This is a genomic window from Aeromonas sp. s8, assembly GCF_040907785.1.
In the GTDB taxonomy this organism is placed as follows: domain Bacteria; phylum Pseudomonadota; class Gammaproteobacteria; order Enterobacterales; family Aeromonadaceae; genus Aeromonas; species Aeromonas veronii.
On record NZ_JBFOCL010000015.1, the window covers coordinates 86254 to 109254 of the forward strand.

A 23001-nucleotide genomic window follows, 5' to 3' on the forward strand; every position below is an offset into this window, starting at 1 on the left:
CCTTTATCGGGAGGCGCTGCAGACCTGCGGGCAGCAAGTCAGAGACCGAGCGTCCCGCTGGCCAAAAAATGAAGAGAGGAAAAAAGAGAAAATGGCCCGCAAGCTCGCTTATCCCTTGGCCGGGGCAAGACGGCTCACCAGCGTCATCACGGCAACCAGCAGCAGACCCGCCACCACACCGGCCACGGCGTTGAGCAGCGTCGGCGTCACCGCCGCCAGTACGGCCCCCACTGTGGGCAGGGTGGCGACCAGAGCCAGCAGGTGCATCAGACGGGGCGCCGTCACCAACAGTCCCTGCCCCACCGCGCGGCGCAGGGCGCTGCCATCGGGCTTTTGCAGCAGATGCAGACCGATGTCATCGAGCTTGACGATCAGCCCCACCAACCCGTAGACCCCGATGGTCATCAGCAGGGCGATGCCAGCCACTACCGAGAGCTGCAGCGCGAGGCTTGCTCCCTGTACCGTGCCAAGGGCGATAACGATGATCTCGGCAGAGAGAATAAAATCGGTGCGGATCGCTCCCTTCACCTTCTGCTGCTCGAAGGCCACCAGATCATCGGGAATGAGGGCTGTATGTGCCTCCCCCTCGCTCACTTCATGAGACAGGAACTTGTGGGCCAGCTTCTCGGCCCCCTCAAAGCAGAGGTAGGCACCTCCCAGCATCAAGAGCGGCGTGATAAGCCAGGGCACCAGGGCACTGATGGCGATGGCGGCGGGCACCAAAATAAGCTTGTTGCGAAATGACCCCTTAGCCACCGCCCACACCACCGGCAACTCCCGCTCGGCGCGCACCCCGGAGACCTGCTCCGCGTTGAGGGCCAGATCATCACCCAACACCCCGGCGGTCTTCTTGGCCGCCATCTTGGTCATCAGTGCCACGTCATCGAGCACGCTGGCGATATCATCGAGCAGGGCCAACAAACTGGTTCCGGCCATATCAAAGATTCCTTATATCAGTGAGAACAACACCGCGAGAGAGATGTACATCCCGATAACCACCAGGGTCAACAGGACCACCTCATGGCGATCGCAGGCCATCATCGGCCGAGCCAAAAATCCGGCGCTCGCCATCGGGGGGTTACGTCTTTCGGGCAAAAGATGGCACAGTGTAACGAGAAGCCGCCGTTTCGGCAGCACCCCTGAGCCATTTGTTCCTGGTTCCCTCTGAATCACCTCAAGGAGTTCCCATGCAACCCTGGCAACCTCTGCTCGCTTTCTGGTTTGGCGACGAAGCCGATGATGTCCTGCGGGCCACACGGCAAGCCCCGCTCTGGTGGGGAAAAAGCAGCGAAACGGATGCCCTGCTGGCCAGCCGCTTTGGCGAGCTGGCAGAGGCGGCAGCCAAGGGCAGCCTCGCCCACTGGGCCGATGCTCCCAGCGGTCGGCTGGCGCTGATCCTGCTGCTTGACCAGCTGCCCCGCAATATCCATCGCGGCACGCCTGCGGCCTTTGCCCAGGATCCGCAGGCACGGGATCTCTGCCTGAAAGGGCTATCCATCGGGGCGGACAAATCCCTCTCGCCACTGGAGCGGGTCTTCTTCTATCTGCCGCTGGAGCATGCCGAATCCCGCGAACAACAGGCCAGAAGTGTGGCCCTGTTCGAGGCACTCGCTGCCGAGCAGGCTGGCACACCGGCGCAGGCGACCTTTGCCGGATTTGCCGACTTTGCCCGCCGCCATCAGGTGATCATCGAACGCTTTGGCCGCTTCCCCCACCGCAACGACATACTGGGTCGCACCAGCACACCGGAAGAGGTAGCATTTTTGCAGCAACCGGGCTCAGGCTTCTAAGCAAGCCATATAAAAAATCCCCGCCAGCTGGCGGGGATAGCAGATGGATAACAACCGTCGGCGTTACTGAATACGGTAGCGGGATATCTGCTGGTGGATGCTCTCGGTGGTGACATTGAGCTCCTCGGCTGCGGCTGAGGTCTCCTCCGCTGTGCTGCTGGTTTGCTGCACGACCTGAGCAATCTGCTCAACCTGATGGGCGATCGACTCGGCGGCCGAACTCTGCTCGCGGATGGCATTGGTGATCTCGCCCACCTGCTCCATCACCCGGTGCGACGCACTGCGGATTTCGGCAATAATGGCGCCACTCTCGGTCGCCATGGTGACCCCCTGGCTCACCTTCTCCTCCACCAGATGCATGCGGGAGACCGTATTGTTCGACTCCTGCTGGATCGCCTCTACGGTGGCGGAGATCTCCTGGGTGGATTGGGCTGTGCGCTCAGCCAGTTTGCGCACCTCATCCGCCACCACCGCAAAGCCACGGCCGGACTCTCCGGCCCTCGCCGCTTCAATGGCCGCGTTCAAGGCCAGCAAGTTGGTCTGCCCCGCGACATCACGGATCACGTTGACCACACCGCCAATGCGCGAAATGCCCTCACCCAGCGCAATGACCTCGGCCGAGGCCTGCCGGATCGAGTCGGCGATCTCGTTGATAGCATGAACGGTGCGCTCTATGGTCCGGCCCCCTTCGGTCGCCAGCTGCCCCGACTCGTTGGTGATGCGGCTCGTCTCCTGAGTGCGCTGGGAGATATCTGTGATGCTGACCGTCATCTCTTCGACACCGGCGGCTATCAGACTGGTGGCATCATTGGCCTGATTAGCCGAGCTGGCCAAGTGTTGCGCTGCCTGAGAGAGGGATTCGGCAGTGCTCTTGATCTGCAAGCTGCCGACGGAAAATTCGGTAAATGTCTGTTGCAGCGTATCGAGCAGCCGGTTGACCGCATTGAGGGTCAGGCCAATCTCATCCTGCTGTTTCACATCAGCTCTCAGGGTAAAGTTGAGGTCGCGCTGGATCCGGGTCAGGGTATCCATGGCGGTGCGAAGGGGATTGGCCACCTGATTGAACAACCAGACAAACAGCCCCATCGTCAGTACGGTGGCACCACCGGCGATAAACAACAGGGTTTGCAGGCTGCTGTCGTAGTTCTCCTGGCCCTGCTTCTTGAGCGCCAGTCCCAAATCCATATTGAAGTTGACGTGAAGCTCGATTGCCTTGGCAAACTGCTGGAACAATCCGTATGCCTCTCCCGCCAGCATGTCTCTGGCTTCATCGTTCTTGTTTTGGCGGGAGAGCTGCAGAACCTTGTCTATCTCCTGATAATATTGCGCGACAATACGTTGATCATCGTCGGTCAGGCGCCGATCTTCATCATTGGAGAGCATCTCTGCCTTATATTTGTCGAGCAGCGAATTGATCTGTCCCCGTATCTCGGTGATACCCGTTTCAATCTGCTGCATCTTGCTTGAGTCGGTATTGAGCACATGTGTTTGCACCAGCGAGTGCAATTCATAGAAATCGGCCTGTACCTCCTTGATCAGCGCAATACTGGGCACCGTATTGTCCGTCACATAGCTCAAATCACGGTTGCCTGCCCCAAGGCGATTGATACTGAACCAACTGAGAAAAATGAGCGTCAGCATCACCAGCAGCGCTATCAGTTGCAGTCGACGAGCAATATTCATAACCGTACACTCCAGATGGAAACTATCTAGCAGTGTAGACGAGCCATAAACAACAACGGCCCGCATTGGCGGGCCGTTGTTGTTTATTTTTCATGGCGTTGTGATCAGGCTTTGGCTGGCTCACTCTCGCCCAGCGCGACGGTTTCACCCAGACTGTCTTCGGTCTTGGCAACCACACTGGCGGCGATGGCGTTGCCCAGCACGTTGGTGGCTGAGCGGCCCATGTCGAGGAAGTGGTCGATCCCCAGCAGCAGCAGGATGCCCGCTTCCGGAATATGGAACTGGTTCAGGGTGGCGGCAATCACCACCAGAGAGGCGCGCGGTACCCCGGCCATCCCCTTGGAGGTGACCATCAACAGCAGCAGCATGGTGATCTGCTGGGCCATGGAGAGCTCGATGCCATACGCCTGGGCGATGAACATTACCGCGAAGGTGCAGTACATCATGGAGCCGTCGAGGTTGAAGGAGTAACCCATCGGCAGCACGAAGCTGGCGATGCGCTTGTCACAACCGAACTTCTCCAGACGGTCCAGGGTCTTCGGATAGGCCGCTTCGGAGCTGGCGGTCGAGAAGGCCAGCAGGATGGGTTCGCGGATCATCGCCAGCAGCTTGATGACACGGCCACGCAGGAAGACGCTGCCCATGGCGATCAGCAGCAGCCAGAGGCAGGCCAGCGCGATGTAGAACTGGGCCATAAAGCTGCCGTAGGTAACCAGAATACCCAGCCCCTCTTTGGCCACCATGGCGGCGATGGCACCAAACACCGCGAACGGCGCAAAGTTCATCACGTAGCCGGTCACTTTCAGCATGATCTCGGCAGCGCTGGCCATCAGCACCACTACCGGCTTGGCCAGATCGCCGAGCGCGGCGGCAGCCAGACCGAAGAAGAGGGAGAAGACCACGATCTGCAGGATCTCGTTGGTGGCCATCGCCTCGACCACGCTCTTGGGGATAGCGTGGGTCACAAAATCTTTCAGGGTAATGGCACCGGCAGCAATGCCCGAGCTGGCGGTGTCATTGGGCAGGGAGAGCGAGAGACCCACACCCGGCTGCATCAGGGTCACCATCACCAGACCCAGGCTCAGGGACATCAGGGAGGCCAGCATGAACCAGCCGAGGGTCTTGGCACCGATACGCCCCACGGTGCGTGTGTCGCCCATCTTGGCGATACCGACCACCAGGGTAGTGAAGACCAGGGGAGCGATGATCATCTTGATCAGGCGCAGGAAGATATCGGTCAGGATCGTGATGTTATTGGCGAAATCCGCAGCCTGATCTGCGGCAAACATCCGATAGCCCTGGCCGGTGAGGATGCCAAACATCATGGAGATGAGGATGGCGACCGTCAGTTTATTCATTTTCATGGGGGAGTCCCGGTTTTGATTGGTGCAAGCCGTAAACAGTGGCGTGGGAGCCACTACAGTCCGTTTTTGTGATCCGAGCCGTTGATTCCTGGCGGCTGGTATGCTGGGAGAATGCCTAAAAGCAGGGGGTAAATCTAGAGGCTTTCTCCAGAATTTTATCCTGCCATTAGGTGTATGTGATATGGATCTTGCAAACCACCAATATTAATCACTGTTTATTTTGATTTCGGCGAGATATTTCGCATCCAGAGTTCGCTCATCGAGTGCCCGTGGCAACAGGCGAAAAGTGAGCAGCGCCGAGATGGTATGCTGCACCTGCATCTGGGCCATAAAGAGATCCGGTTCATCCTCGTCAAAGCCGAAGATCGGCCGTGATGGGGTCACCCTGACGGCATCACGGTTAATGGTCAGCTCATCGACCTTGAGCCAGGAGTAACCCTCTGCCAGTGCCAGCTCCCCTGCCCGCTTGAGCACATATTTGCGGGCGGTCTCCCTGTCCACCAGATCGTTGCCGACAAACTCCAGTTGCCACTTGTCCGGGCCAAGCCGGGTCTGGGAGAAACCGGTCTGGCCATTCCAGAACGACTTTTCACTCTCGTAAGGGGTGGCGCAGCCCACCAGCAGCAGGGTGAGCATCAGCAGACAACAGGGTTTAGATACGGATGCAGACACGAGAGGCCTCGCCAGGCAAATGAGCAACAGAGTTGTTACTACACCATAAAGCGCGGTGGCTGCACAATCCGCTCGCGCCAACAGCGACCAGCGTGCATCACCACTGGCTTCGCGCCTGTGCGGCAAATCGCAGGCAAAAGAAAAGGCCTTGTCGTTTGACAAGGCCTTTACCGGGGAATTTGGTCGGTGTGAGAGGATTCGAACCTCCGACCCTCTACACCCCATGCAGATGCGCTACCTGGCTGCGCTACACACCGACGGAGTCAGCTCGGCTGACGGGGGCAGAGTTTATGGAGATGACCCTGCCCTGTCAACAGGGAAACGCCGCCAATTCCTAAGCCACGGTTCGTTCGCCTGCTTTGCGAACAATCAGCGGTTAAACGTCAGCCGCTTGCCCAGGATCTGGTCAGTCACCTGCCCGTTTTGCCAGGCGATCTGGCCGTTCACCAGCGTCATCTCCACCGTGCTGTGGAAGCGGTAGCCGTTGAAGGGCGACCAGCCACAGTGGTAGAGGATGTTGTCATCGTTGACCACATAGGGCTTGCCCAGATCCAGCAGCACCAGATCGGCGAAGTAGCCCTCGCGGATATAACCGCGATCCTGCACCTGGAAGCGCTCGGCCACCGCGTGGGAGGTCTTCTTGACGATAGTCTCCAGGGTAAACACGCCGTTGTGGTAGAGCTCCAGCAGCGCCTGCAAAGAGTGCTGCACCAGCGGCACGCCAGACGGCGCCTTGAAGTAGCTGTTCTGCTTCTCTTCCCAGGTGTGGGGCGCGTGGTCGGTGGCGATGATGTCGAGCACATCGTTGCGTACCGCATCCAGCAGCGCCTGCTGGTCGGCAGCACTCTTCACCGCAGGGTTGCACTTGATCAGGCTGCCCTGGGTCTCGTAATCGGCTTCATTGAAGAAGAGGTGGTGAACACACACCTCGGCGGTGATGTTCTTGTCCTTCAGCTCGCTCAGGTCGTGGCTGGCGGTAAACAGCGACAGCTCCTTGGCCGAGGTCAGATGCAGCACGTGCAGCTTGGCACCGTACTGCTTGGCCAACGCCACCGCCATGCTGGAGGATTTGTAGCACGCTTCGTCGCTGCGAATGCGGCCGTGCTCGCCCATCGGCACATTCTCGCCCCACTTGGCCCGCGCCGCCTCTTCGGCCTTGGCGATGGTCGGAGTGTCTTCGCAGTGGGTGACGATCATCACCGGACTTTCGCGGAAGATGGCCGCCAGGGTCTCCTGATTGTCCACCAGCATGTTGCCGGTCGAAGAGCCCATAAACACTTTGACCCCGCAGGACTGCTTGGGGTCGAGACGTTTGATCTCTTCAAGGTTGTCGTTGGTGGCGCCGAGATAGAAGCTGTAGTTGGCGACGGAGGAGTTGGCGGCGATCTGGTATTTGGCTTCGAGGGCGTCGAGAGTGGTGGTCTGGGGATTGACGTTGGGCATTTCCATGAAACTGGTGGTGCCACCGGCGACGGCGGCGCGGGATTCGCTGGCAATAGTCCCCTTGTGGGTCAATCCCGGCTCCCGGAAGTGGACCTGATCATCGATCATTCCGGGGATGAGATGGCGACCTGCGGCATCGATAACCAGTGCATCGGGCGCCTCGATATCCGGGGCGATGCGGGCAATCCGTTCCCCCTCGATCAACACATCGGAGGCATAGATGCGGCCTTCGTTGACCAAGGTGGCATTCTTGATAAGCAGTTTGTTCATGGGGGGTTCCAGTTCCTTTGCCGATAATCGCGGGTCATAATAGCGCAAAACTGCCCTTTCTCTGTAGCAAGGCCTGACTGATGAAGTTATTTGTAAGAGATTTGACCGTGATCGACTCCAGCTACCTGTGCGAACGCCGCGGCATGGTGGGCGAGAGCTGGCTGGTAGATATCGAAATGAGCGGTGAGCTCAACGAAATGAGCATGCTGCTGGACTTTGGCCGGGTAAAGAAGCTGATCAAGTCGATCATCGATGAAGAGGTGGACCACAAGCTGCTGGTGCCGACCGAGTGCCCGCTGATCCACGTCGAGACACTGGATGGTGACGAAAGCACAGTGGATCTGCTGCGCCCGGGGCGCTCCATCCATCTGCGCTGCCCATCCCAGGGCTTCGCCTTTATCCCGGCCCCGCAAGTTGATAAAGAGTCGGTGACCCGCTACCTGCTGGCGGTACTGGCCAAACGGCTGCCGGGCAATATCAAGGATCTCTCCCTGACCCTGCGTCAGGAGGCGATCACCGGCGCCTTCTACCACTACAGCCATGGCCTGAAAAAGCACGATGGCAACTGCCAGCGTATCGCCCACGGCCACCGCTCTCCCATCGAGATCCACGTCGATGGCGAGCGCGACCAGGAGCTTGAGCTCAACTGGGCCGAGCGCTGGGGCGATATCTACCTCGGCACCGAGGAGGACAAGGTGGCGCTGACCGAGCTCGCTTTGAGCCCTCGCGCCAATGCCCAGCTTGGTGAGCATCACTGCGGCTTCAAATATGTGGCGCCCCAGGGGCTGTTCCAGCTGGCCATCCCCAGCGCCGAGGTGGAGATGATCGACACTGACACCACAGTTGAGCTGCTGGCCTGCTATATCGCCCGCGAAGTGAAGAAGATGGTGGGCGACAAGTTCGTCAAGATTGTCGCCTATGAAGGGGTCGGCAAGGGTGCGATTGCCTACGCCTGATCCCCTTGTCGCTGCCGCAATAAAGAGAAGGCCCCGCATCTGCGGGGCCTTGTTGTTTCAACTTTCGACCATCAGGCGCTGAGGCGGAAGCTCTTGACCAGGCTCTCCTGCTGCTCGGCGAGGGAGTCCAGCTGCTGGCTGGTCTCGGCCACCCGCTCGATCCCCTGATAGTTGAGATCCGAGATATCGGAGATGCGGTTGAGGTTGGTGGCGATATCGGCGCTGGTGGCCTGCTGCTGCTCGGCGGCAGAGGCGATCTGGCTCGACATGTCGCTGATCAGCACCACAATCCCCTGCACCTCCTCCATGGCGTTGTTGGCGTGAGAGCTCTGATCCACGCAGCTGTCCATCTCGCGAGAGCACTCCTGCATCACGGTCACCGCCTTGGCTACCCCCTGCTGCAGGTTCTCGATCATGGTCTGGATTTCGCTGGTGGACTGGGCGGTACGGCCCGCCAGACTGCGCACCTCATCGGCCACCACCGCAAATCCGCGCCCCTGCTCGCCGGCCCGCGCCGCTTCGATGGCGGCGTTGAGGGCCAGCAGATTGGTCTGCTCGGCGATGCCGCGAATGACATCGAGGATATTGCCGATCTGGCTGCTCATGGCGCTCACATCACCAATCACCTTGCCGGTCTGTTGCAGCTTGCCCGCCAGTTGATGAGTGGTGGTGATATTGCCTGCCATCACCTTGCGCCCCATCTCGGAGGCCTTCTCCACATCCTGCACCCGCTCCAGGGTCTGGTTGGCAGCCTGCGCCACCTCCCGCACCGAGGCCTCCATCTGGGTCATGGCGGCGGCGACCGAGGCGGTCTCCTGCCGCTGTTTTTCCAGATCCGCCCGCACCGATTCGGTGGTGTGGCGATTGCAGTGGGCGGCATCGTTAAGCTGGGCAGACGCTTGTGAAAGCTGCGCCAGCACCTCCCCCATCTGGGCAATCAGCAGGTTGATCTGGCTGCCCAGCTGACCAAATTCGTTCTTGCTCTGAAAACCGATGCGCTGGGTCATGTCGCCCTGAGTCACTTCGGTCAGCACCCGCAGCAGTTCCCTGAGCGGACGGCGAATGGCCTTGCCCAGGGTATAAGCCACCATCATGGCGATCAGGATGGCGACGACTATGCTGGTTCCCTGTGTCAGGGTGCTCTGGCTCTGTGTGGCTTTGGCTTGCAGAATGCTTTGACTCATCAGCTGCTGACTCTGGCCGGTGATCCGCTCAAGCCGGTTCTGGATCTCGACGATGAGGGCGCTCGCCTGCTTGCTCTTCTCCCGCATCTGTTCCTGCTGCTTCATCAGCGCCAGATACTGGGAGAGCACGCCTTCGCTTGCGGTGGTGTCGCGCACGAAGCCGTGAACATAGTGGCCCATGTCGTTCTCGAAGTTCTTCAGCTCCCCCTGCAGATCCTTGATGGTGCTGTTGAACCCCTCGATCTGCATCTTGTTGCGCTTGAGCGCCCCTTCGATGGGGGCCGGAATGGTCTGATTGAGGGCGTCCATGGTGGAGAGTTCGATAGCGGAAAGCTTGGTGGTCAGGGTCTCGGAGAGCATCTTGATAAAGCTGTCGTCGATGGTGACCATCATGTCACCCAGACTCTTCTTGAACTGGGGCAGACTGACCTGAAACTGCCCCTTGGCCAGATTGACCTTGTGCAGCCGGGTGAGCAGCGCCTCGTGTTCGCCGGGCAGGGTATCGGTCAGTTGCAGGTAGCTGTCGACCTGCTGGCTGAGGCTGCTCATCTCCCCTTGCAGTTCGGGGTGGTGGGCCACCTGCTGGCGCAAGACGTCAAGGCTCTTGCCCACCGCGGCCTTGGCCTGTTTCAGTTCGGCCACTTCGGCTGGCAGCTGTTTGGGGTCCTGCTCGGTGAGCACATCCCCCAGCCACTTGTTGGCGCTGAGCAGGGTGATCTGGGTCTGGCTGCTGGCAATCACCAGCGGCATAGACTGCTGGGTAACCTGCTCCAGTGCGTTCCCCAGAGTCTCCTGACTACGAAATGTAAGCAGTGAACTGGCCACCATCACGGCCACCAGGATCGCGAAGCCAAGGTAGACTCGCTGCAAGATGGAGAGATCCGACATTGTTTGTTTCATTATTGTCCCGCTGTATATGCAAAAGTCCCTTGCCTGAGTACCCCGTCCTTTTGATACCCTGCAGACCACCCTGAACAGGCGCTGCAGATGACGTCCCTCTGGCTATCGGTATTTTTAACAATAACTGAAGGGAATGGGACATCAGCTGTGTCAAATGTCGGCTTGTGTCACACTTGGCGTGCTGCTCGCCCCCCTTTCGGGAGCCGCTTGGGGTTCTAGTTCAATTTTCTGTTTCATATAAGGGAGTTAGCCATGGCGCAAGAAACCATTTTCAGCAAAATCATCCGTAAAGAGATCCCCGCCGACATCCTTTATCAAGACGATCTGGTCACCGCATTCCGGGATATCCAGCCCAAGGCCAAGACCCATATTCTGATCATCCCCAATGTACTGATCCCCACCGTCAATGACGTGGAAGCCGAACATGAACTGGCCCTTGGCCGGATGTTCACCGTGGCCCGCAAGCTGGCAAGCGAGGCGGGCATCGCCGAAGATGGCTACCGCCTCATCATGAACTGCAACCGCCACGGCGGGCAGGAGGTCTACCACATCCACATGCATCTGGTCGGTGGCCAGCCGCTGGGACCGCTGCTCAGCCTGTAATGAATCGCAACGCCTCAACCTGCCGCAGCGCCCTGTTGCTCTGCGGCGCCCTGCTGTTGCTGGGAGGCTGCGCCTCCCGCTGGCAGGATATGTTCGTCTCCTACTCCGATCAGATGGTGCCCCTGCGCAACCAGCTGCTGCTGGGCCATGCCGCCGAGGCTCTGCCCGAAGTGCGCGACTCCACCCTTGGGGATGACACCTTTGTGCTGGATCGGCTCGAACAGGGGCGCATTGCCTGGCTCGCCGGTCAGGATGCGGGCAGCAAGCAGGCGTTCACCGCCGCCGACAGCCGCCTTCAGTGGGAAGACAATCAGGCCGAATACCGGCTGAGCCACGGTCTGGATCAGGTGGGCAGTCTGCTCACCAACGATCAGTCGATGGCCTATCGTACTCCCGATTACGAACGCACCATGCTGCATCACTATCTGGCCCTCAACTATCTGCAACGGGGTGATGCCGATGGCGCCCTGGTAGAGGTGCGCCGGGCCAATCAGGTGCAGGAGCAGGCGCTTAAACGGCGAGCCGATGAGGTGCGCAAGGCGAAGGATGAGAGCGAAGAGGCCGAAGCAGAAGGCGAGATGCGCCAGCTGATGTCGCGCGGCGCACCGGATCTCGACCGGTTGATCGGCAAGGTCAAAAACGGTTTTCAGAACGCCTACACCTTCTATTTTTCCGCCGTGCTCTATGAGGCGGCCGGGGATCTCAACGATGCCTGGGTCGACTATCAACGCGGCTACCAGATAGCGCCGGACAACCGCAGCCTGCAAGATGCCTTGCTGCGTCTGGCGCAGCTGCGTGGCTCACCGGACGAGATCCGCGAGACCGAGAAAAAGATAGGCCGCAAAGCACCGCCGCTTGCAAAAGATCAAGGCCAACTGGTGGTGCTGTTTGAAGATGGTTTGATTCCGGCGCGGCGCGAACTGTTCCTGCCGCTGCCCATCTCCACCTCCCGCGGCGATTTTCGCACCTTTACCGTCGCCATCCCCTATTACGATAATCGGGCCAGCGACACCGGCCCGCTGACGGTGGAAGTCGGCAAGCGGGCCTGGCAGACCAGCGAGCTGGTCAGGCTGGAAGCGCTGGCCGCCAAAGATCTGCAGGAGCGGCTGCCCGGCATGCTGACCCGCCAGGCGCTGCGACTGGTGGCCAAGGAGCAGATGCGCCGCACCGCCGCCAAAGAGGGGGGCGATGTGGGCAATATTCTGGTGGGGATCTTCAACACCCTCTCCGAGCGGGCTGATACCCGCAGCTGGCTGACGCTGCCAGCTCAGGCATCGAGCTGGCAGGGGATGGTGCCGGCAGGTGACATCAATCTCACCCTGGGCGCAGGGACGGCGCAGCGGCAATTGCCGCTCACCATCCACAAGGGACGTACCACCCTGGTCTGGGTACAGCGCCTCGGCGCCGGTCTGACCACCCGGGTGATGCCGCTCTGAGCAGATGGCGAAGAGAGATGAGCAAGACAATTAACCGGGCAGGCTCACACGCGGCCCCACTCACCCCGATTAAGGAGAGCAAGATGAAAGCATACGGGTTGGCCCTCGGGCTCGCGCTGCTGCTGACCGGCTGTGCCACCAACACCTCCGGCGTGGCGCTCTATGGCCCGGCGGGCGGTGCACCCACGCTGGAGCAGCATCAAAACGTCAACGTCACCCTGACCGAGCTGAGCCGCCGCCAGCAAAATGGCCTGCTGCAAGTCAATGTGGCCGCCGCCAGCACCCAGCGCGGCGATAACAAGCTGCAATATATCTTCTATTGGTATGATGAGGCCGGTCAGGAGGTCGCCAGCGATGGCCGCGGCTGGACCCCCATCAAGCTGCATGGCTATCAGACCCGCACCCTCTCGGCCCTGGCGCCCAGCCCGGCGGCGCAGGGTTACCGGATTTACGTACGCGAAGTGATTGAGGAATCCTACTGATGAAAATGAATCATGCCCTGCTGATATTGACCTCTGCATTGCTCTTGGGCGGCTGCTCCAGCACCACCGTCAGCTATGGCGATCCGACCGAAACCGAAACCGTCACCGTCGATTACGGCTCAAGCGACCTGCAGGCCATCGCCGACAAGATGGCGGACTCCATGCTCGCCTCCCCCGCCACCAGCGAGATCACCGCTGGCGGTCGTCCGGTGATGTTTATGGACTCTATCCGCAACAAGACCTCCGAGCACATCGATACCGAAGCCATCACCGACACCATCCGCACCAAGTTGCTGCGGGCTGGCAAGTTCCGCTTCGTCGACATGAGCAAGGTGGCCGCCGTCAAGCAGCAGCTCGAATACCAGCAGAGCAGCGGCATGGTAGACCCGGCCTCCATGGTACGCCTGGGTAAGCAGACCGGTGCCCGCTACATGGTCTATGGCAACCTCGCCAGCATCGTCAAGGACAATGGCAAAGTGAAGGATGTCTACTACCAGATGACCATGAACCTGATGGATCTGCAAAACGGCGAACTGCTGTGGGCTGACCAGAAAGAGATCCGCAAGCAGGCGAAGAAGTCCACCTTTGGCTGGTAACCTGCTCCCGGTGACGGACAACTGTGATCCGCTGCTGACCAGCCTGCCCGCCCCCTGGCGGGAGGGGCAGCTAGAACCACTCGGGTTAGGTCTGACCAACTGCAACTATCGACTGCGCCTCCCCTCGGGGCGCAGTTACTTTTTGCGTCAGGGCCACTCCGACCCGGTGCGCCTTGGCATCGACCGTCCCACCGAGTGGCAGCTTTATCAGGGGGCGATGGCCGAAGGGTTGGCGCTGCCCTGCCACTATGGCGATCCCGCCAGCGGTCTGATGCTGCTCGAATGGTGCGATGAGCCAAACTGGGTGCACGCGGCGCCACCGGAAGCCGAGCAGCCCCGTCTGCTGGCAGAGGTGCTGCGCAAGCTCCATCGCCTGCCGCTACCTGCGGTGGTGATGGCGGTGCGGGCTCACGCCGCAGGCTATCGCGCTAGACTGGCCCACATCCCCTCCTGGCTGCCCGCCCTGGAGCGGAGCTTGCTCGCCAGCAGTGAGCCAAATGATTGCTGGCGCCCTTGCCACCATGATCTCAATCCGGCTAACTTGTTGGGAAGCAAACCCTGGGTCATCGACTGGGAGTATGGCGCGGCAGGTCACCCCGGCTTTGAGCTCGCCAGCATCCAGCGCACCCATGAGTGGCCCGCCGAGCGGCGCGACGAGCTGGAAGCGCACTATCTGCAGGCCGTGCCGCGCCACCAGTGGCCCGATTTTCAGAGCGAGGCATTTTTACCCTGGGTCGACTATATCGGCCTGCTCTGGGCCCTGCTGATGGCAGAGCAACAGCCCTCACTCGACTATGACACCCTGATCGCCATCAACCGGCAACGACTGGAGTAACAGATGATAAACAAGGTGCGCTGGCACAAGCCGAAAACCTGGGGTCTGCTGCTGATCGGCCTGCTGCTGACCGGCTGCTCCACCCGGGTGATCTACTACTGGCTCGATACCGCCATCATCTGGCAGCTGGATGACTACTTTGCCCTCTCCTATTCGCAGAAGGATCTGCTCAGCCGCGAAGTGAAGGGGCTGATGGCCTGGCATCGCCAGCACGAGCTGCCGCGCTACGCCAGGGATCTCGATGCACTGGCCAAGGCGGTGGCCAGCCCCATGACGCCGGAGCAGATCTCGACCAATCTCGATGCGGTGCAGCAGAGCCTGACCCGCACGCTGGAAAACACTATCCCCCGTGCGGTCAGGCTGGCGCGCACCCTGACCGACGAGCAGGTGGCCCGCTTTATGACCGATCGGGTCAAGCGGCAACAGGAGCGGCAAAAGGACTTTGCCACTGAGCCCAAAGAGCAGATGCTGGCGGAGTTTCGCGACAAGATGAACAAGCGGCTCGAGTTCTGGATTGGCGAGGTGAAACCGGCACAGGCGCCACTGGTGGCCCAGTGGGCCGAATGGCAATACGAGCTGATGCCCCCCTGGCTCGAGTTTCAGGAGTCCTGGACCCAGGAGCTGGACAGGCTGATGAAGCAGCGCCAGAGTCCCGACTTTACCCGCGAGCTGACTGACCTGCTGGCCGAGGGGGATGGGCTGATGGATGGCCGCTTTACCGGCTATACCGAGCAGTCACGCCAGCGTACCGTCAACTGGCTGAGCGCCATGAGCCAGTCGCTGGATATCTCCCAGCGGGCCCATCTCTACTCCCTGCTCAAGGGTTATGCCCGCGACTTCAAGCAGATGAGCGGCAGCTGACGAGCGGCATCGAATGGTGCCATGCGCCCGGGGCAACCTTGTTCAAACCGGGCGCGTGTGGTAGTTTGCCCTTTCTATTTATCGGGAATTAACTTTTTGCGCCTTATCGACAAAGTAAAACTGGTGCTGGTAACTCTGGTTATCGCCCTCACTCTGCTTTGTTCCATCGCCCGAATGGAAGGCCCGCTGCTACCCGCATCTCCCCAGAGTGAACAGCAGCAGACTCAGGTGTTCAATCAGCTTAGCGACAGCGATGATGGCATCATCAAGTTTGTCGGCAGCCATCAGAATCACCTGCTGCGTCTCGAACAATCCCTGCGCAGTGACAACCAGCCCAAGAGTGTGGTCTACGAGCTGATCCAGAGCTGGTCGGCTCAGGCCATCCTGCTATTGCTGCTCGGCTGGCTGATGCTGGCACCCGAGCTCTATCACAAACAGAGTTTTCGCGATCGCTTTGGCGCGATCCACCGGCGCCATCTACAGCGCCAACATCTGCAATACCGCTTCACCCAGAGCTATCTGAGCGCCTGACCCCGGAGGGGCTGGCACATCCACTGTTTGCTCATCTCCTCTTCCTGACGGATCCGGCAACTGCCTGATCCGCATCTGATGCATCCCATTTTTTGCGCCTTGCCGAGCCTTGTTGCTATCGGCCTAGGCACCATTCTCCTGACAGAGGCTTGTTTGCCATGAGAAAGAGCAATCGCACCGTTCTCAACCGCATGAGCAAGTGGCAGTACGCACTGCTGTTGTTGATGCTGTTGACCTTTACCTTTTACTCCCTGCCCACCTTTTTCGGTGAGCAGCCCTCCCTCGGCCTGCACGGACAGCCGCGCCTGACCACCCAGCAACAGATGCTGCTGAGCGACAAACACCTGACCCCGCTCAAGGTCATTGAGCAACCTGAGCGAGTCGAGCTGGTCTTTGCCAGCCAGGGTGAACTGCAGCGCGCCAAGCAGTTGCTGGAGCAGCAAGGGGTCGACAGTGCCGCCCTGACCCTGGAGTTTCACTCCAACGCACCGGCCTGGATCACCCGCCTTGGCGCCGACCCCATCAAGCTGGGGCTCGATCTGCGTGGCGGCTCCCAGCTGCTGATCGGGGTGGACGTGGACTTTGTCATCGACAATCAGACCAAGAATCTGGTGGATACCCTGCGCACCCGTTTCCGTGAAGCCAACCTGCGCGGCGCCAGCGTCACGCGCAGCGCACAGGGCGCCGTAGCCGTCACCCTGCCGGAGGTGGCCGAACAGGAGAGCTGGCTCGCCATCATCAAGGAGAGTGCCGGTACCCGTCAGGATCAGTGGAAGCTGACCCGCTCCGGCAATGATCTGAAACTGGTGCTGAGCGAGGCGGAGCGTACCCTGCTGGTCAACAACGCCGTGACCCAGAACCTGTCGATCCTGAAAAAACGGATCAACGAGCTCGGCATCGTCGAAGCCTCGGTGGTGCGTCAGGGGCAGGATGGTATCCGTATCGAACTGCCCGGGGTACATAACCCCAAGCAGGCGAAAGAGGTGATCGGCGCCACCGCCTCGCTGGCCTTCTACGAGGCCAAAGCCGACAGCCACTTCTATATCGCCGATCGCAACGGTCAGGCCGTCGGCATGGCGCGCAAGCCGGTACTCACCGGCGAGCACATCGTCGATGCCCGCGCCAACATGGGCGAGATGGGTCAACCCCAGGTCAATATCGTGCTCGATACCCTGGGTGGCAGCAAGATGAACCAGTTCAGCCGCCAGCATGTGGGCAAGCCGATGGCGACCGTCTTCACCGAGTACAAGACTAACGCCCAGGGCAAACTGCGCGCCCAAAGCGAAGTGATCAACGTCGCCACCATCCAGACCGCCCTTGGCAACCAGTTCCGCATCACCGGCATTGGTAGTCTGCCGGAAGCTCAGGAGCTGGCCATGCTGCTGCGTGCCGGCGCCCTCACCGCCCCCCTCAAGATCCTCGAGGAGCGCTCCATTGGCCCGACCCTGGGGATGCAGAATATCGAGGCGGGCTTCACCGCACTGGCCTTCGGTATGGCGGGCATGATGCTGTTTATGATGGCCTGGTATCGCAAGTTCGGCTGGGTTGCCATCACGGCGCTGGTCGCCAACCTGTTGATGCAGGTCGGCATGCTGGCAGTGCTGCCGGGCGCCGTGCTGACCCTGCCGGGGATCGCCGGTCTAGTGCTGACGGTGGGCATGGCGGTAGATACCCATGTGCTGATCTTCGAGCGGATCAGGGACCGTCTGCGAGAGGGTGGCTCACTGGCCAACGCCATCGACTTTGGCTATCGCTCGGCCTTCCACACCATTTTCGATGCCAACATCACTACGCTCATCTGCGCCGTGGTGCTCTACTCCATCGGCTCCGGGCCGCTGCAGGGCTTCTCCATCACCCTCATTCTGGGTCTGCTCTCCAGCATGATCACCGGGATCTGGGGGACACGCGCCATCATCAACCCCCTATGGGGACGCAGCAGCGAGCGCACGCTGAAGGTGTAACGGGACAGCAGTCCCTCTGATGAGCGGCTTTGGCTGCGCCATCGGCCATGGATATGGCCGGAGTGGCCAAAGCAGAACACTATTTCCCGGCGTGTCGCGACACGTCGTGATGGGCCAACAGCCTGATGCTGGCTGGCCAAGGAGAGAATTATGTTGAGAATGATCGTTGCCATGGGGCTGACCCGTTGGCGCTATATCGGCCTGTGGGCTTCCATCCTGCTGACCGTGGCCAGCGTCGCCATCTTGCTGGTGAACGGCCTGATACTGGGGCTCGATTTTACCGGCGGGATCCTGCTGGAGTTTCATATCCAGACCCTGAAAGAGGCCCATGAGCTCAATGCCATGCTGGTCTCCCCGCTGGCGGGAGCCGTTGAACTGAGCTCGGCCGGTATTCCCGGCGAGTGGCTGATCAAGCTGCCCCCCCACGAACTGCCCTGGCCCGCGGCGGATCTCGCCACCATGCTGACCCAACAGCTGGGGATGCCGGTCGAGTTGCTGCGCACCACCATCGTCGGCCCTCAGGTGGGTGCCGAACTGTTCCAGCAGGGGATGCTGGCGGTGCTGGTCGCTTCGCTGGCGATGTCGGCCTATCTGGCGTTTCGCTTCGAGTGGCGTCAGGCCATCGGCATCCTGCTCTCGGTGGTCCATGACGCCATCGTGGCGCTGGGGCTGCTGTCACTCTTTCAAATCGAATTCGATCTGAACATCATCGCCGGCTTGATGGCGGTGATCGGCTACTCCCTCAACGACAGCATCGTCATCTCGGACAGGCTGCGGGATCTGCTGAGCTCGCGTACCCAGATGGGGATCCACGAATGCTCCGATGTAGCCATCAAGGCGACCTTCAGTCGCACCATGATCACCTCGGGCACCACCCTGTTTACCGTGGGTGCGCTGCTGCTGTTTGGCGGTGACGCCCTCTACGGCTTCTCCTTCACCCTGTTTGCCGGGATCCTGGTGGGCACCGTCTCCTCCATCACCGTCGCCTCGACCGTGCAGGAGCTGCTTGGGCTCACCCCGCAGGCCTACCAGAAGAAGAGCGAGGAGCCACTGGCCAACGCAGCCTGAACCTTGTTAATCAGACCCGGCTCAGGGTCTCAACAAACCGGGCCCCTGCCAACCATTGGCAGGGGCTTTTTCATCCCTCCTCTCTCGCCGCCCATTTTGTCGTTCGGCTCGCCTCAATTGACAACTGACCATATTGAAAGCAATGACGGATCAACCCGTCATTTTTAATAACAAAAAGGTCATTTTATTACGTCGTAAACCATAAAATGTGACTGAAAGCACTTTCTTGAGGGCTCAAAGGAGGCAACATTGTAGTGATTTATCTACAAAGGGATATGAGATGTTGTTACAACCTGCCAATACAGCAAAATCCAGACAGTTGCTGAACGAGACCATGGCTTTGGTACTCGCAGGAGGGCGGGGTAGTCGCCTCAAACAGTTAACCGACAACCGTGCAAAACCTGCCGTTCATTTCGGCGGAAAATTCCGCATCATCGATTTCGTGCTCTCCAACTGCATCAACTCCGGCATTCGTCGGGTCGGTGTCGTGACCCAGTACAAATCCCACAGCCTGTTGCGCCATCTCCAATCGGGCTGGTCTTTCCTGCGCTACCAGATGAACGAGTTTATCGATCTGCTCCCTGCCCAGCAGCGGGTGGATGAGGTGAACTGGTATCGGGGTACCGCCGATGCGGTCTACCAGAATCTGGATATCATCCGCGATCACGCCCCCAAATATGTGGTGGTGCTGGCAGGCGATCACATCTACAAGATGGATTACGCCGCCATGCTGCTCGACCACGTCAATATGGGTGCCAAGGTGACCGTTGCCTGCATCGAGGTGCCACGCAGTGAAGCAAGCGCCTTCGGGGTAATGGCGGTGGATGATGATCGCAAGATCAATGCCTTCGTCGAAAAGCCTGCTAACCCGCCCGCCATGCCGGGCAAGGCCGACACCGCGCTGGCCTCCATGGGCGTCTATATCTTCGATGCCGAGTATCTCTATCAGTTGCTGGAAGAGGACATTGCCAACGAGCAGTCCCATCACGATTTCGGCATGGACGTGATCCCCCGCGTGGTGAAAGAGGGCACCGCATTCGCTCACCCGTTTGGCATGTCCTGTGTCGGCTGCTGTCCGGATCGCCGTCCCTACTGGCGCGATGTGGGCACTGTGGACTCCTTCTGGGAGGCCAATATGGATCTCGCTTCCGTCACGCCTGAGCTGGATATCTACGATCAGGACTGGCCCATCTGGACCAGTCAGAACATGACTCCTCCCGCCAAGTTCGTGCAGGACCGAAACGGCCAGCACGGCATGACCATCAACTCCATGTTTGCCGGGGGCACCATCGTCAGTGGCTCTTTCATCCTGAGTTCGGTGCTCTTTACCAATGTGCGGGTCGACTCCTTCTGCACCCTGGATCAGGCCGTTATCTTCCCGGGTGTGGAGATTGGTGCCGGTTGCCGACTGCGCCGGGTGGTGATCGACAAGGGGTGCAAACTGCCGGAAGGCACGGTGATCGGTGAAAACGCCGATGAAGATGCACGTCGCTTCCACCGCTCCGAGCAGGGCATAGTGCTGGTCACCCAGGGGATGCTCACTCGCCTGAACAAAGAGCTGCAGGGAAAACAAAAGCGCTGATCCGCAGCCAGACGGGATCCCCCTTCCTACCGCAAAGGGAGCCATCATGGCTCCCTCTTTCTATGGCTGACCAGATAGCCACCTCACACCATCATTGCCATCGCGTTGCAGTCTCCCAGAGATACCATTTACTGTGGGTTAACAGCTGGGCAACGCAGCCTTCACGCCCCTGAGCGTAAACATTAAATTACACAAAAACCATTAACCCTCCGAAAAAACCTCTGTATTATTCCTGTTCGCGCTATATAGCAGCTCCTTTATCTGACTTTTTAGCGGTAAACCCACTAGTTTCACTTGATTGTTTGTTTTTCCTTGGTAAGGTGATGGCGGTTGCGTAACAAAGCAGGTACCGGTGTAAATATATAGGTACAACCGCTTTTGGCTTAATACAGTAGAGAGAATGAAATCATGCAAAGAGACCCCCTGAACAACATCCATATCCAGTCCGAACAAGTGATGATCACGCCTGCCCAGCTCAAGGAGAAGTTACCCATCTCCGACAAGGCGCTGGCATTCGTGCAAGGGGCCCGCAATACCATCGCCGATATCATTCACCGCCGCGATCACCGGCTGCTGGTGATCTGTGGTCCCTGCTCCATCCACGACATGGACGCCGCCAAAGAGTACGCAACCAGACTCAAAGCGCTGCATGATGCCTATCAGGACTCTCTCTACATTGTCATGCGGGTCTACTTTGAGAAGCCGCGCACCACGGTCGGCTGGAAAGGCTTTATCAACGACCCCAATCTGGATGGCACCTTCGATGTGGAGCTGGGGCTGCACCGTGCCCGCGAGCTGCTCTGCTGGCTGGCGGAGCTGGAGTTGCCGCTGGCCACCGAAGCGCTCGACCCCATCAGCCCGCAATATCTGGCCGAGCTCTTCTCCTGGTCAGCCATCGGCGCCCGCACCACCGAATCCCAGACCCACAGGGAGATGGCGTCCGGCCTTTCCATGCCGGTCGGCTTCAAGAACGGCACCGACGGCAACCTGGGGACCGCCATCAATGCGCTGCAGGCGGCCTCCTCCCCTCACGCCTTTATGGGGATCAACCAGCAGGGCCAGGTTGCGCTGCTGCAGACCCAGGGCAACCCGGATGGCCACGTGATCCTGCGCGGCGGCAAACATCCCAACTATGACTCGGTCAACGTGTCGCTGGCGGAAGAGGCGCTGGAGAAAGCGGGCCTGCTGCCGAGCCTTGTGGTGGATTGCAGCCACGGCAACTCCAGCAAGAATCACCGTTTGCAGCCCAAGGTGGCCGACAACGTCATCCACCAGATCCAGGAGGGCAACCGCTCCATCATCGGGGTGATGCTCGAATCCAACCTGTTCGAGGGCAACCAGTCCAGCGAGCAGCCCAAGGAGCTGATGCGCTACGGGGTCTCCATCACTGATGCCTGCATCGACTGGGACACCACCGCCACCCTGCTGGCCCGCTGCCACAGCCAGCTGGCTGACCCTCTCAAGGGCAGAACCGCGCGGTAAGCCGTGGTATCTTGTCGTAACCTATTGAACAATCGAGGTATCACCGCTGGTGGCATCAAGCCGCTCACGCCGTGATACCTTACTTGCATCTTGAATTTCAGGGCGCCGCCGCTCGCGGCGCCAGCAGGGACTGGATATGGCTGAAGAGTTGAATGTACTCAGGGACAAGATAGATGCGGTGGACAAGCAGCTAATCGATCTGCTTGCCGCCCGTCTGGCCCTGGTGGGAGAAGTGGGTGAGGTAAAGAGCCGCCACGGCCTGCCCATCTATGCACCGGATCGGGAAGCGAGCATGCTGGCCCGCCGCCGCGCCGAGGCTGAGCAGTTGGGAGTGCCCGGCGATCTCATCGAAGACGTGCTGCGCCGGGTGATGCGTGAATCTTATGCCAGCGAGAAAGACACCGGCTTCAAGTGCATAAAGCCGGACCTTGGCAAGGTGGTCATCATCGGCGGTCAAGGCCAGCTTGGCCGCTTGTTTGGCCACATGTTCAGCCTCTCCGGCTATCGGGTCGAGACGCTGGAGCAAGCCGATTGGCCGCGCGCTGACGAGATCCTCGCCGGAGCAGGTCTGGTGATGGTGGCGGTGCCCATCGATATCACCTGCCAGATCATCGATCGCCTTGGCAACCTGCCCGCCCACTGCCTGCTGGTGGATGTCACCAGCGTGAAAGCGGCACCGCTCGAGCATATGCTGGCGGTGCACCAAGGGCCGGTACTGGGACTGCACCCCATGTTCGGACCGGATGTGGCGAGTCTCGCCAAGCAGGTGATCGTCTGCTGCCAGGGTCGTGACCCCGCCGCCAGCCAATGGCTGCTGGATCAGATGACCATCTGGGGCGCCCGCTTGCAACAGGTGGAAGCCAAGGCCCACGATGAGGCGATGACCCTCATTCAGGCACTGCGTCACTTCGCCACCTTTGCCTATGGCTGGCACCTCTCCCGGGAGCAGGCCAATCTGGATCGCCTGCTGAGTTTGAGCTCCCCCATCTACCGGCTGGAGCTCGCCATGGTGGGGCGGCTGTTCGCTCAGGATCCCCACCTCTATGCCGACATCATTTTGTCGTCACCGCAGAATCTGGCGATGATCCGTCGCTACTACCAGAACTTCGGTGAAGCGCTGGGGCTGCTGGAGCGGGGGGACAGGGACGGTTTCATCGAGGCCTTCTCGCAAGTCTCCGGTTTCTTCGGCGAACACGCCGACCAGTTCCTGCGTGAAAGCCGCATGCTACTGGCCCAAGCCAACGACCGCCGCCAACACGGCTGATCCCGCAAAAGTAGTAACAACTCATGCCACTCGGAAGG

General features: G+C 59.9%; 20 protein-coding genes and 1 tRNA gene. 14 read left to right on the top strand and 7 right to left on the bottom strand.

From position 1 onward, the window contains the following. Positions 1-108 precede the first annotated feature (108 nt). Positions 109-936, bottom strand: coding sequence for a DUF808 domain-containing protein (locus tag AB5Y86_RS04380; protein ID WP_368192244.1), 828 nt, complete (start codon positions 934-936; stop codon positions 109-111). Positions 937-1187: 251 nt separating this feature from the next. On the opposite strand from AB5Y86_RS04380, the gene AB5Y86_RS04385 reads away from it, so the two are divergent. Next, positions 1188-1790, top strand: a complete 603-nt coding sequence (locus tag AB5Y86_RS04385) for a DUF924 family protein (RefSeq protein WP_368192245.1) — start codon at positions 1188-1190, stop codon at positions 1788-1790. Positions 1791-1853: 63 nt separating this feature from the next. Here the strand turns inward: AB5Y86_RS04385 and AB5Y86_RS04390 are convergent, their stop codons facing one another. The 5 genes from AB5Y86_RS04390 to AB5Y86_RS04410 all read right to left on the bottom strand — a co-directional run bounded on the left by AB5Y86_RS04390 (position 1854) and on the right by AB5Y86_RS04410 (position 7222). Next, on the bottom strand, positions 1854-3473 hold the full coding sequence (locus AB5Y86_RS04390) for a methyl-accepting chemotaxis protein (protein WP_368192246.1): 1620 nt from the start codon (positions 3471-3473) through the stop codon (positions 1854-1856). Positions 3474-3577: 104 nt separating this feature from the next. Continuing rightward, positions 3578-4837: a dicarboxylate/amino acid:cation symporter gene (locus AB5Y86_RS04395; protein WP_005334018.1), complete on the bottom strand. Its 1260-nt coding sequence runs from the start codon at positions 4835-4837 to the stop codon at positions 3578-3580. 204 nt (positions 4838-5041) lie between these two features. Beyond that, positions 5042-5473 (bottom strand): hypothetical protein, encoded by a 432-nt coding sequence (locus AB5Y86_RS04400; RefSeq protein ID WP_076492150.1) that lies wholly within the window; start codon positions 5471-5473, stop codon positions 5042-5044. A gap of 216 nt (positions 5474-5689) precedes the next feature. Beyond that, positions 5690-5766 (bottom strand) — tRNA-Pro (locus tag AB5Y86_RS04405). A 112-nt stretch (positions 5767-5878) separates the two neighbouring features. Continuing rightward, the gene (locus tag AB5Y86_RS04410) at positions 5879-7222 is read right to left on the bottom strand and encodes a dihydroorotase (RefSeq protein WP_005353068.1); all 1344 of its coding nucleotides are present in this window, start codon (positions 7220-7222) and stop codon (positions 5879-5881) included. Between the two features lie 80 nt (positions 7223-7302). Here AB5Y86_RS04410 and AB5Y86_RS04415 point away from each other — a divergent pair, with 80 nt between their 5' ends. Further along, positions 7303-8178 (top strand): 6-carboxytetrahydropterin synthase, encoded by an 876-nt coding sequence (locus AB5Y86_RS04415; protein ID WP_043819396.1) that lies wholly within the window; start codon positions 7303-7305, stop codon positions 8176-8178. A gap of 71 nt (positions 8179-8249) precedes the next feature. Here the strand turns inward: AB5Y86_RS04415 and AB5Y86_RS04420 are convergent, their stop codons facing one another. After that, a complete protein-coding gene (locus tag AB5Y86_RS04420; RefSeq protein ID WP_368192247.1) occupies positions 8250-10262 on the bottom strand; it encodes a methyl-accepting chemotaxis protein in 2013 nt (670 codons plus the stop codon). A 252-nt stretch (positions 10263-10514) separates the two neighbouring features. Here AB5Y86_RS04420 and hinT point away from each other — a divergent pair, with 252 nt between their 5' ends. The 12 genes from hinT to tyrA all read left to right on the top strand — a co-directional run bounded on the left by hinT (position 10515) and on the right by tyrA (position 22963). Next, positions 10515-10865, top strand: a complete 351-nt coding sequence (gene hinT / locus AB5Y86_RS04425) for a purine nucleoside phosphoramidase (RefSeq protein ID WP_021231009.1) — start codon at positions 10515-10517, stop codon at positions 10863-10865. Beyond that, entirely contained in the window at positions 10865-12301 is a 1437-nt protein-coding gene (locus tag AB5Y86_RS04430) for a COG3014 family protein (protein WP_368192248.1), read from the top strand. The genes hinT and AB5Y86_RS04430 overlap by 1 nt, the downstream gene beginning before the upstream one ends. A gap of 83 nt (positions 12302-12384) precedes the next feature. Next, positions 12385-12783: a YcfL family protein gene (locus tag AB5Y86_RS04435; protein WP_005334038.1), complete on the top strand. Its 399-nt coding sequence runs from the start codon at positions 12385-12387 to the stop codon at positions 12781-12783. Further along, positions 12783-13379, top strand: coding sequence for a penicillin-binding protein activator LpoB (gene lpoB, locus AB5Y86_RS04440; protein WP_005334041.1), 597 nt, complete (start codon positions 12783-12785; stop codon positions 13377-13379). The genes AB5Y86_RS04435 and lpoB overlap by 1 nt, the downstream gene beginning before the upstream one ends. After that, positions 13369-14214: a phosphotransferase gene (locus AB5Y86_RS04445; protein ID WP_368192249.1), complete on the top strand. Its 846-nt coding sequence runs from the start codon at positions 13369-13371 to the stop codon at positions 14212-14214. Before lpoB ends, AB5Y86_RS04445 begins: the two co-directional genes overlap by 11 nt. A 3-nt stretch (positions 14215-14217) precedes the next feature. After that, complete coding sequence (locus AB5Y86_RS04450; protein ID WP_005361577.1) at positions 14218-15075, top strand: DUF6279 family lipoprotein; 858 nt, start codon at positions 14218-14220, stop codon at positions 15073-15075. A gap of 96 nt (positions 15076-15171) precedes the next feature. Next, a complete protein-coding gene (locus AB5Y86_RS04455; protein WP_005334044.1) occupies positions 15172-15606 on the top strand; it encodes a hypothetical protein in 435 nt (144 codons plus the stop codon). A gap of 158 nt (positions 15607-15764) precedes the next feature. Then, entirely contained in the window at positions 15765-17567 is a 1803-nt protein-coding gene (gene secD, locus AB5Y86_RS04460) for a protein translocase subunit SecD (protein WP_368192250.1), read from the top strand. Positions 17568-17717: 150 nt separating this feature from the next. Next, a complete protein-coding gene (gene secF, locus AB5Y86_RS04465; protein WP_216948376.1) occupies positions 17718-18635 on the top strand; it encodes a protein translocase subunit SecF in 918 nt (305 codons plus the stop codon). A gap of 280 nt (positions 18636-18915) precedes the next feature. Then, complete coding sequence (glgC, locus tag AB5Y86_RS04470) at positions 18916-20217, top strand: glucose-1-phosphate adenylyltransferase (protein ID WP_005334047.1); 1302 nt, start codon at positions 18916-18918, stop codon at positions 20215-20217. A 408-nt stretch (positions 20218-20625) separates the two neighbouring features. Further along, on the top strand, positions 20626-21699 hold the full coding sequence (locus AB5Y86_RS04475; protein WP_368192251.1) for a 3-deoxy-7-phosphoheptulonate synthase: 1074 nt from the start codon (positions 20626-20628) through the stop codon (positions 21697-21699). 136 nt (positions 21700-21835) lie between these two features. Then, positions 21836-22963 carry a bifunctional chorismate mutase/prephenate dehydrogenase gene (gene tyrA / locus AB5Y86_RS04480; protein WP_158112322.1) on the top strand — a complete coding sequence of 376 codons (1128 nt, stop codon included), beginning with the start codon at positions 21836-21838 and terminating at the stop codon, positions 22961-22963. The last annotated feature ends 38 nt before the right edge of the window (positions 22964-23001 follow it).

What these genes read in the sequence shown, in the direction of transcription:
- AB5Y86_RS04380 (WP_368192244.1), bottom strand. Translation starts at nt 936, where the DNA reads ATGGCCGGAACCAGTTTGTTGGCCCTGCTCGATGATATCGCCAGCGTG.
- AB5Y86_RS04385 (WP_368192245.1), top strand. Translation starts at nt 1,188, where the DNA reads ATGCAACCCTGGCAACCTCTGCTCGCTTTCTGGTTTGGCGACGAAGCC.
- AB5Y86_RS04390 (WP_368192246.1), bottom strand. Translation starts at nt 3,473, where the DNA reads ATGAATATTGCTCGTCGACTGCAACTGATAGCGCTGCTGGTGATGCTG.
- AB5Y86_RS04395 (WP_005334018.1), bottom strand. Translation starts at nt 4,837, where the DNA reads ATGAAAATGAATAAACTGACGGTCGCCATCCTCATCTCCATGATGTTT.
- AB5Y86_RS04400 (WP_076492150.1), bottom strand. Translation starts at nt 5,473, where the DNA reads ATGCTCACCCTGCTGCTGGTGGGCTGCGCCACCCCTTACGAGAGTGAA.
- AB5Y86_RS04410 (WP_005353068.1), bottom strand. Translation starts at nt 7,222, where the DNA reads ATGAACAAACTGCTTATCAAGAATGCCACCTTGGTCAACGAAGGCCGC.
- AB5Y86_RS04415 (WP_043819396.1), top strand. Translation starts at nt 7,303, where the DNA reads ATGAAGTTATTTGTAAGAGATTTGACCGTGATCGACTCCAGCTACCTG.
- AB5Y86_RS04420 (WP_368192247.1), bottom strand. Translation starts at nt 10,262, where the DNA reads ATGAAACAAACAATGTCGGATCTCTCCATCTTGCAGCGAGTCTACCTT.
- hinT (WP_021231009.1), top strand. Translation starts at nt 10,515, where the DNA reads ATGGCGCAAGAAACCATTTTCAGCAAAATCATCCGTAAAGAGATCCCC.
- AB5Y86_RS04430 (WP_368192248.1), top strand. Translation starts at nt 10,865, where the DNA reads ATGAATCGCAACGCCTCAACCTGCCGCAGCGCCCTGTTGCTCTGCGGC.
- AB5Y86_RS04435 (WP_005334038.1), top strand. Translation starts at nt 12,385, where the DNA reads ATGAAAGCATACGGGTTGGCCCTCGGGCTCGCGCTGCTGCTGACCGGC.
- lpoB (WP_005334041.1), top strand. Translation starts at nt 12,783, where the DNA reads ATGAAAATGAATCATGCCCTGCTGATATTGACCTCTGCATTGCTCTTG.
- AB5Y86_RS04450 (WP_005361577.1), top strand. Translation starts at nt 14,218, where the DNA reads ATGATAAACAAGGTGCGCTGGCACAAGCCGAAAACCTGGGGTCTGCTG.
- secD (WP_368192250.1), top strand. Translation starts at nt 15,765, where the DNA reads ATGAGAAAGAGCAATCGCACCGTTCTCAACCGCATGAGCAAGTGGCAG.
- secF (WP_216948376.1), top strand. Translation starts at nt 17,718, where the DNA reads ATGTTGAGAATGATCGTTGCCATGGGGCTGACCCGTTGGCGCTATATC.
- glgC (WP_005334047.1), top strand. Translation starts at nt 18,916, where the DNA reads ATGTTGTTACAACCTGCCAATACAGCAAAATCCAGACAGTTGCTGAAC.
- AB5Y86_RS04475 (WP_368192251.1), top strand. Translation starts at nt 20,626, where the DNA reads ATGCAAAGAGACCCCCTGAACAACATCCATATCCAGTCCGAACAAGTG.
- tyrA (WP_158112322.1), top strand. Translation starts at nt 21,836, where the DNA reads ATGGCTGAAGAGTTGAATGTACTCAGGGACAAGATAGATGCGGTGGAC.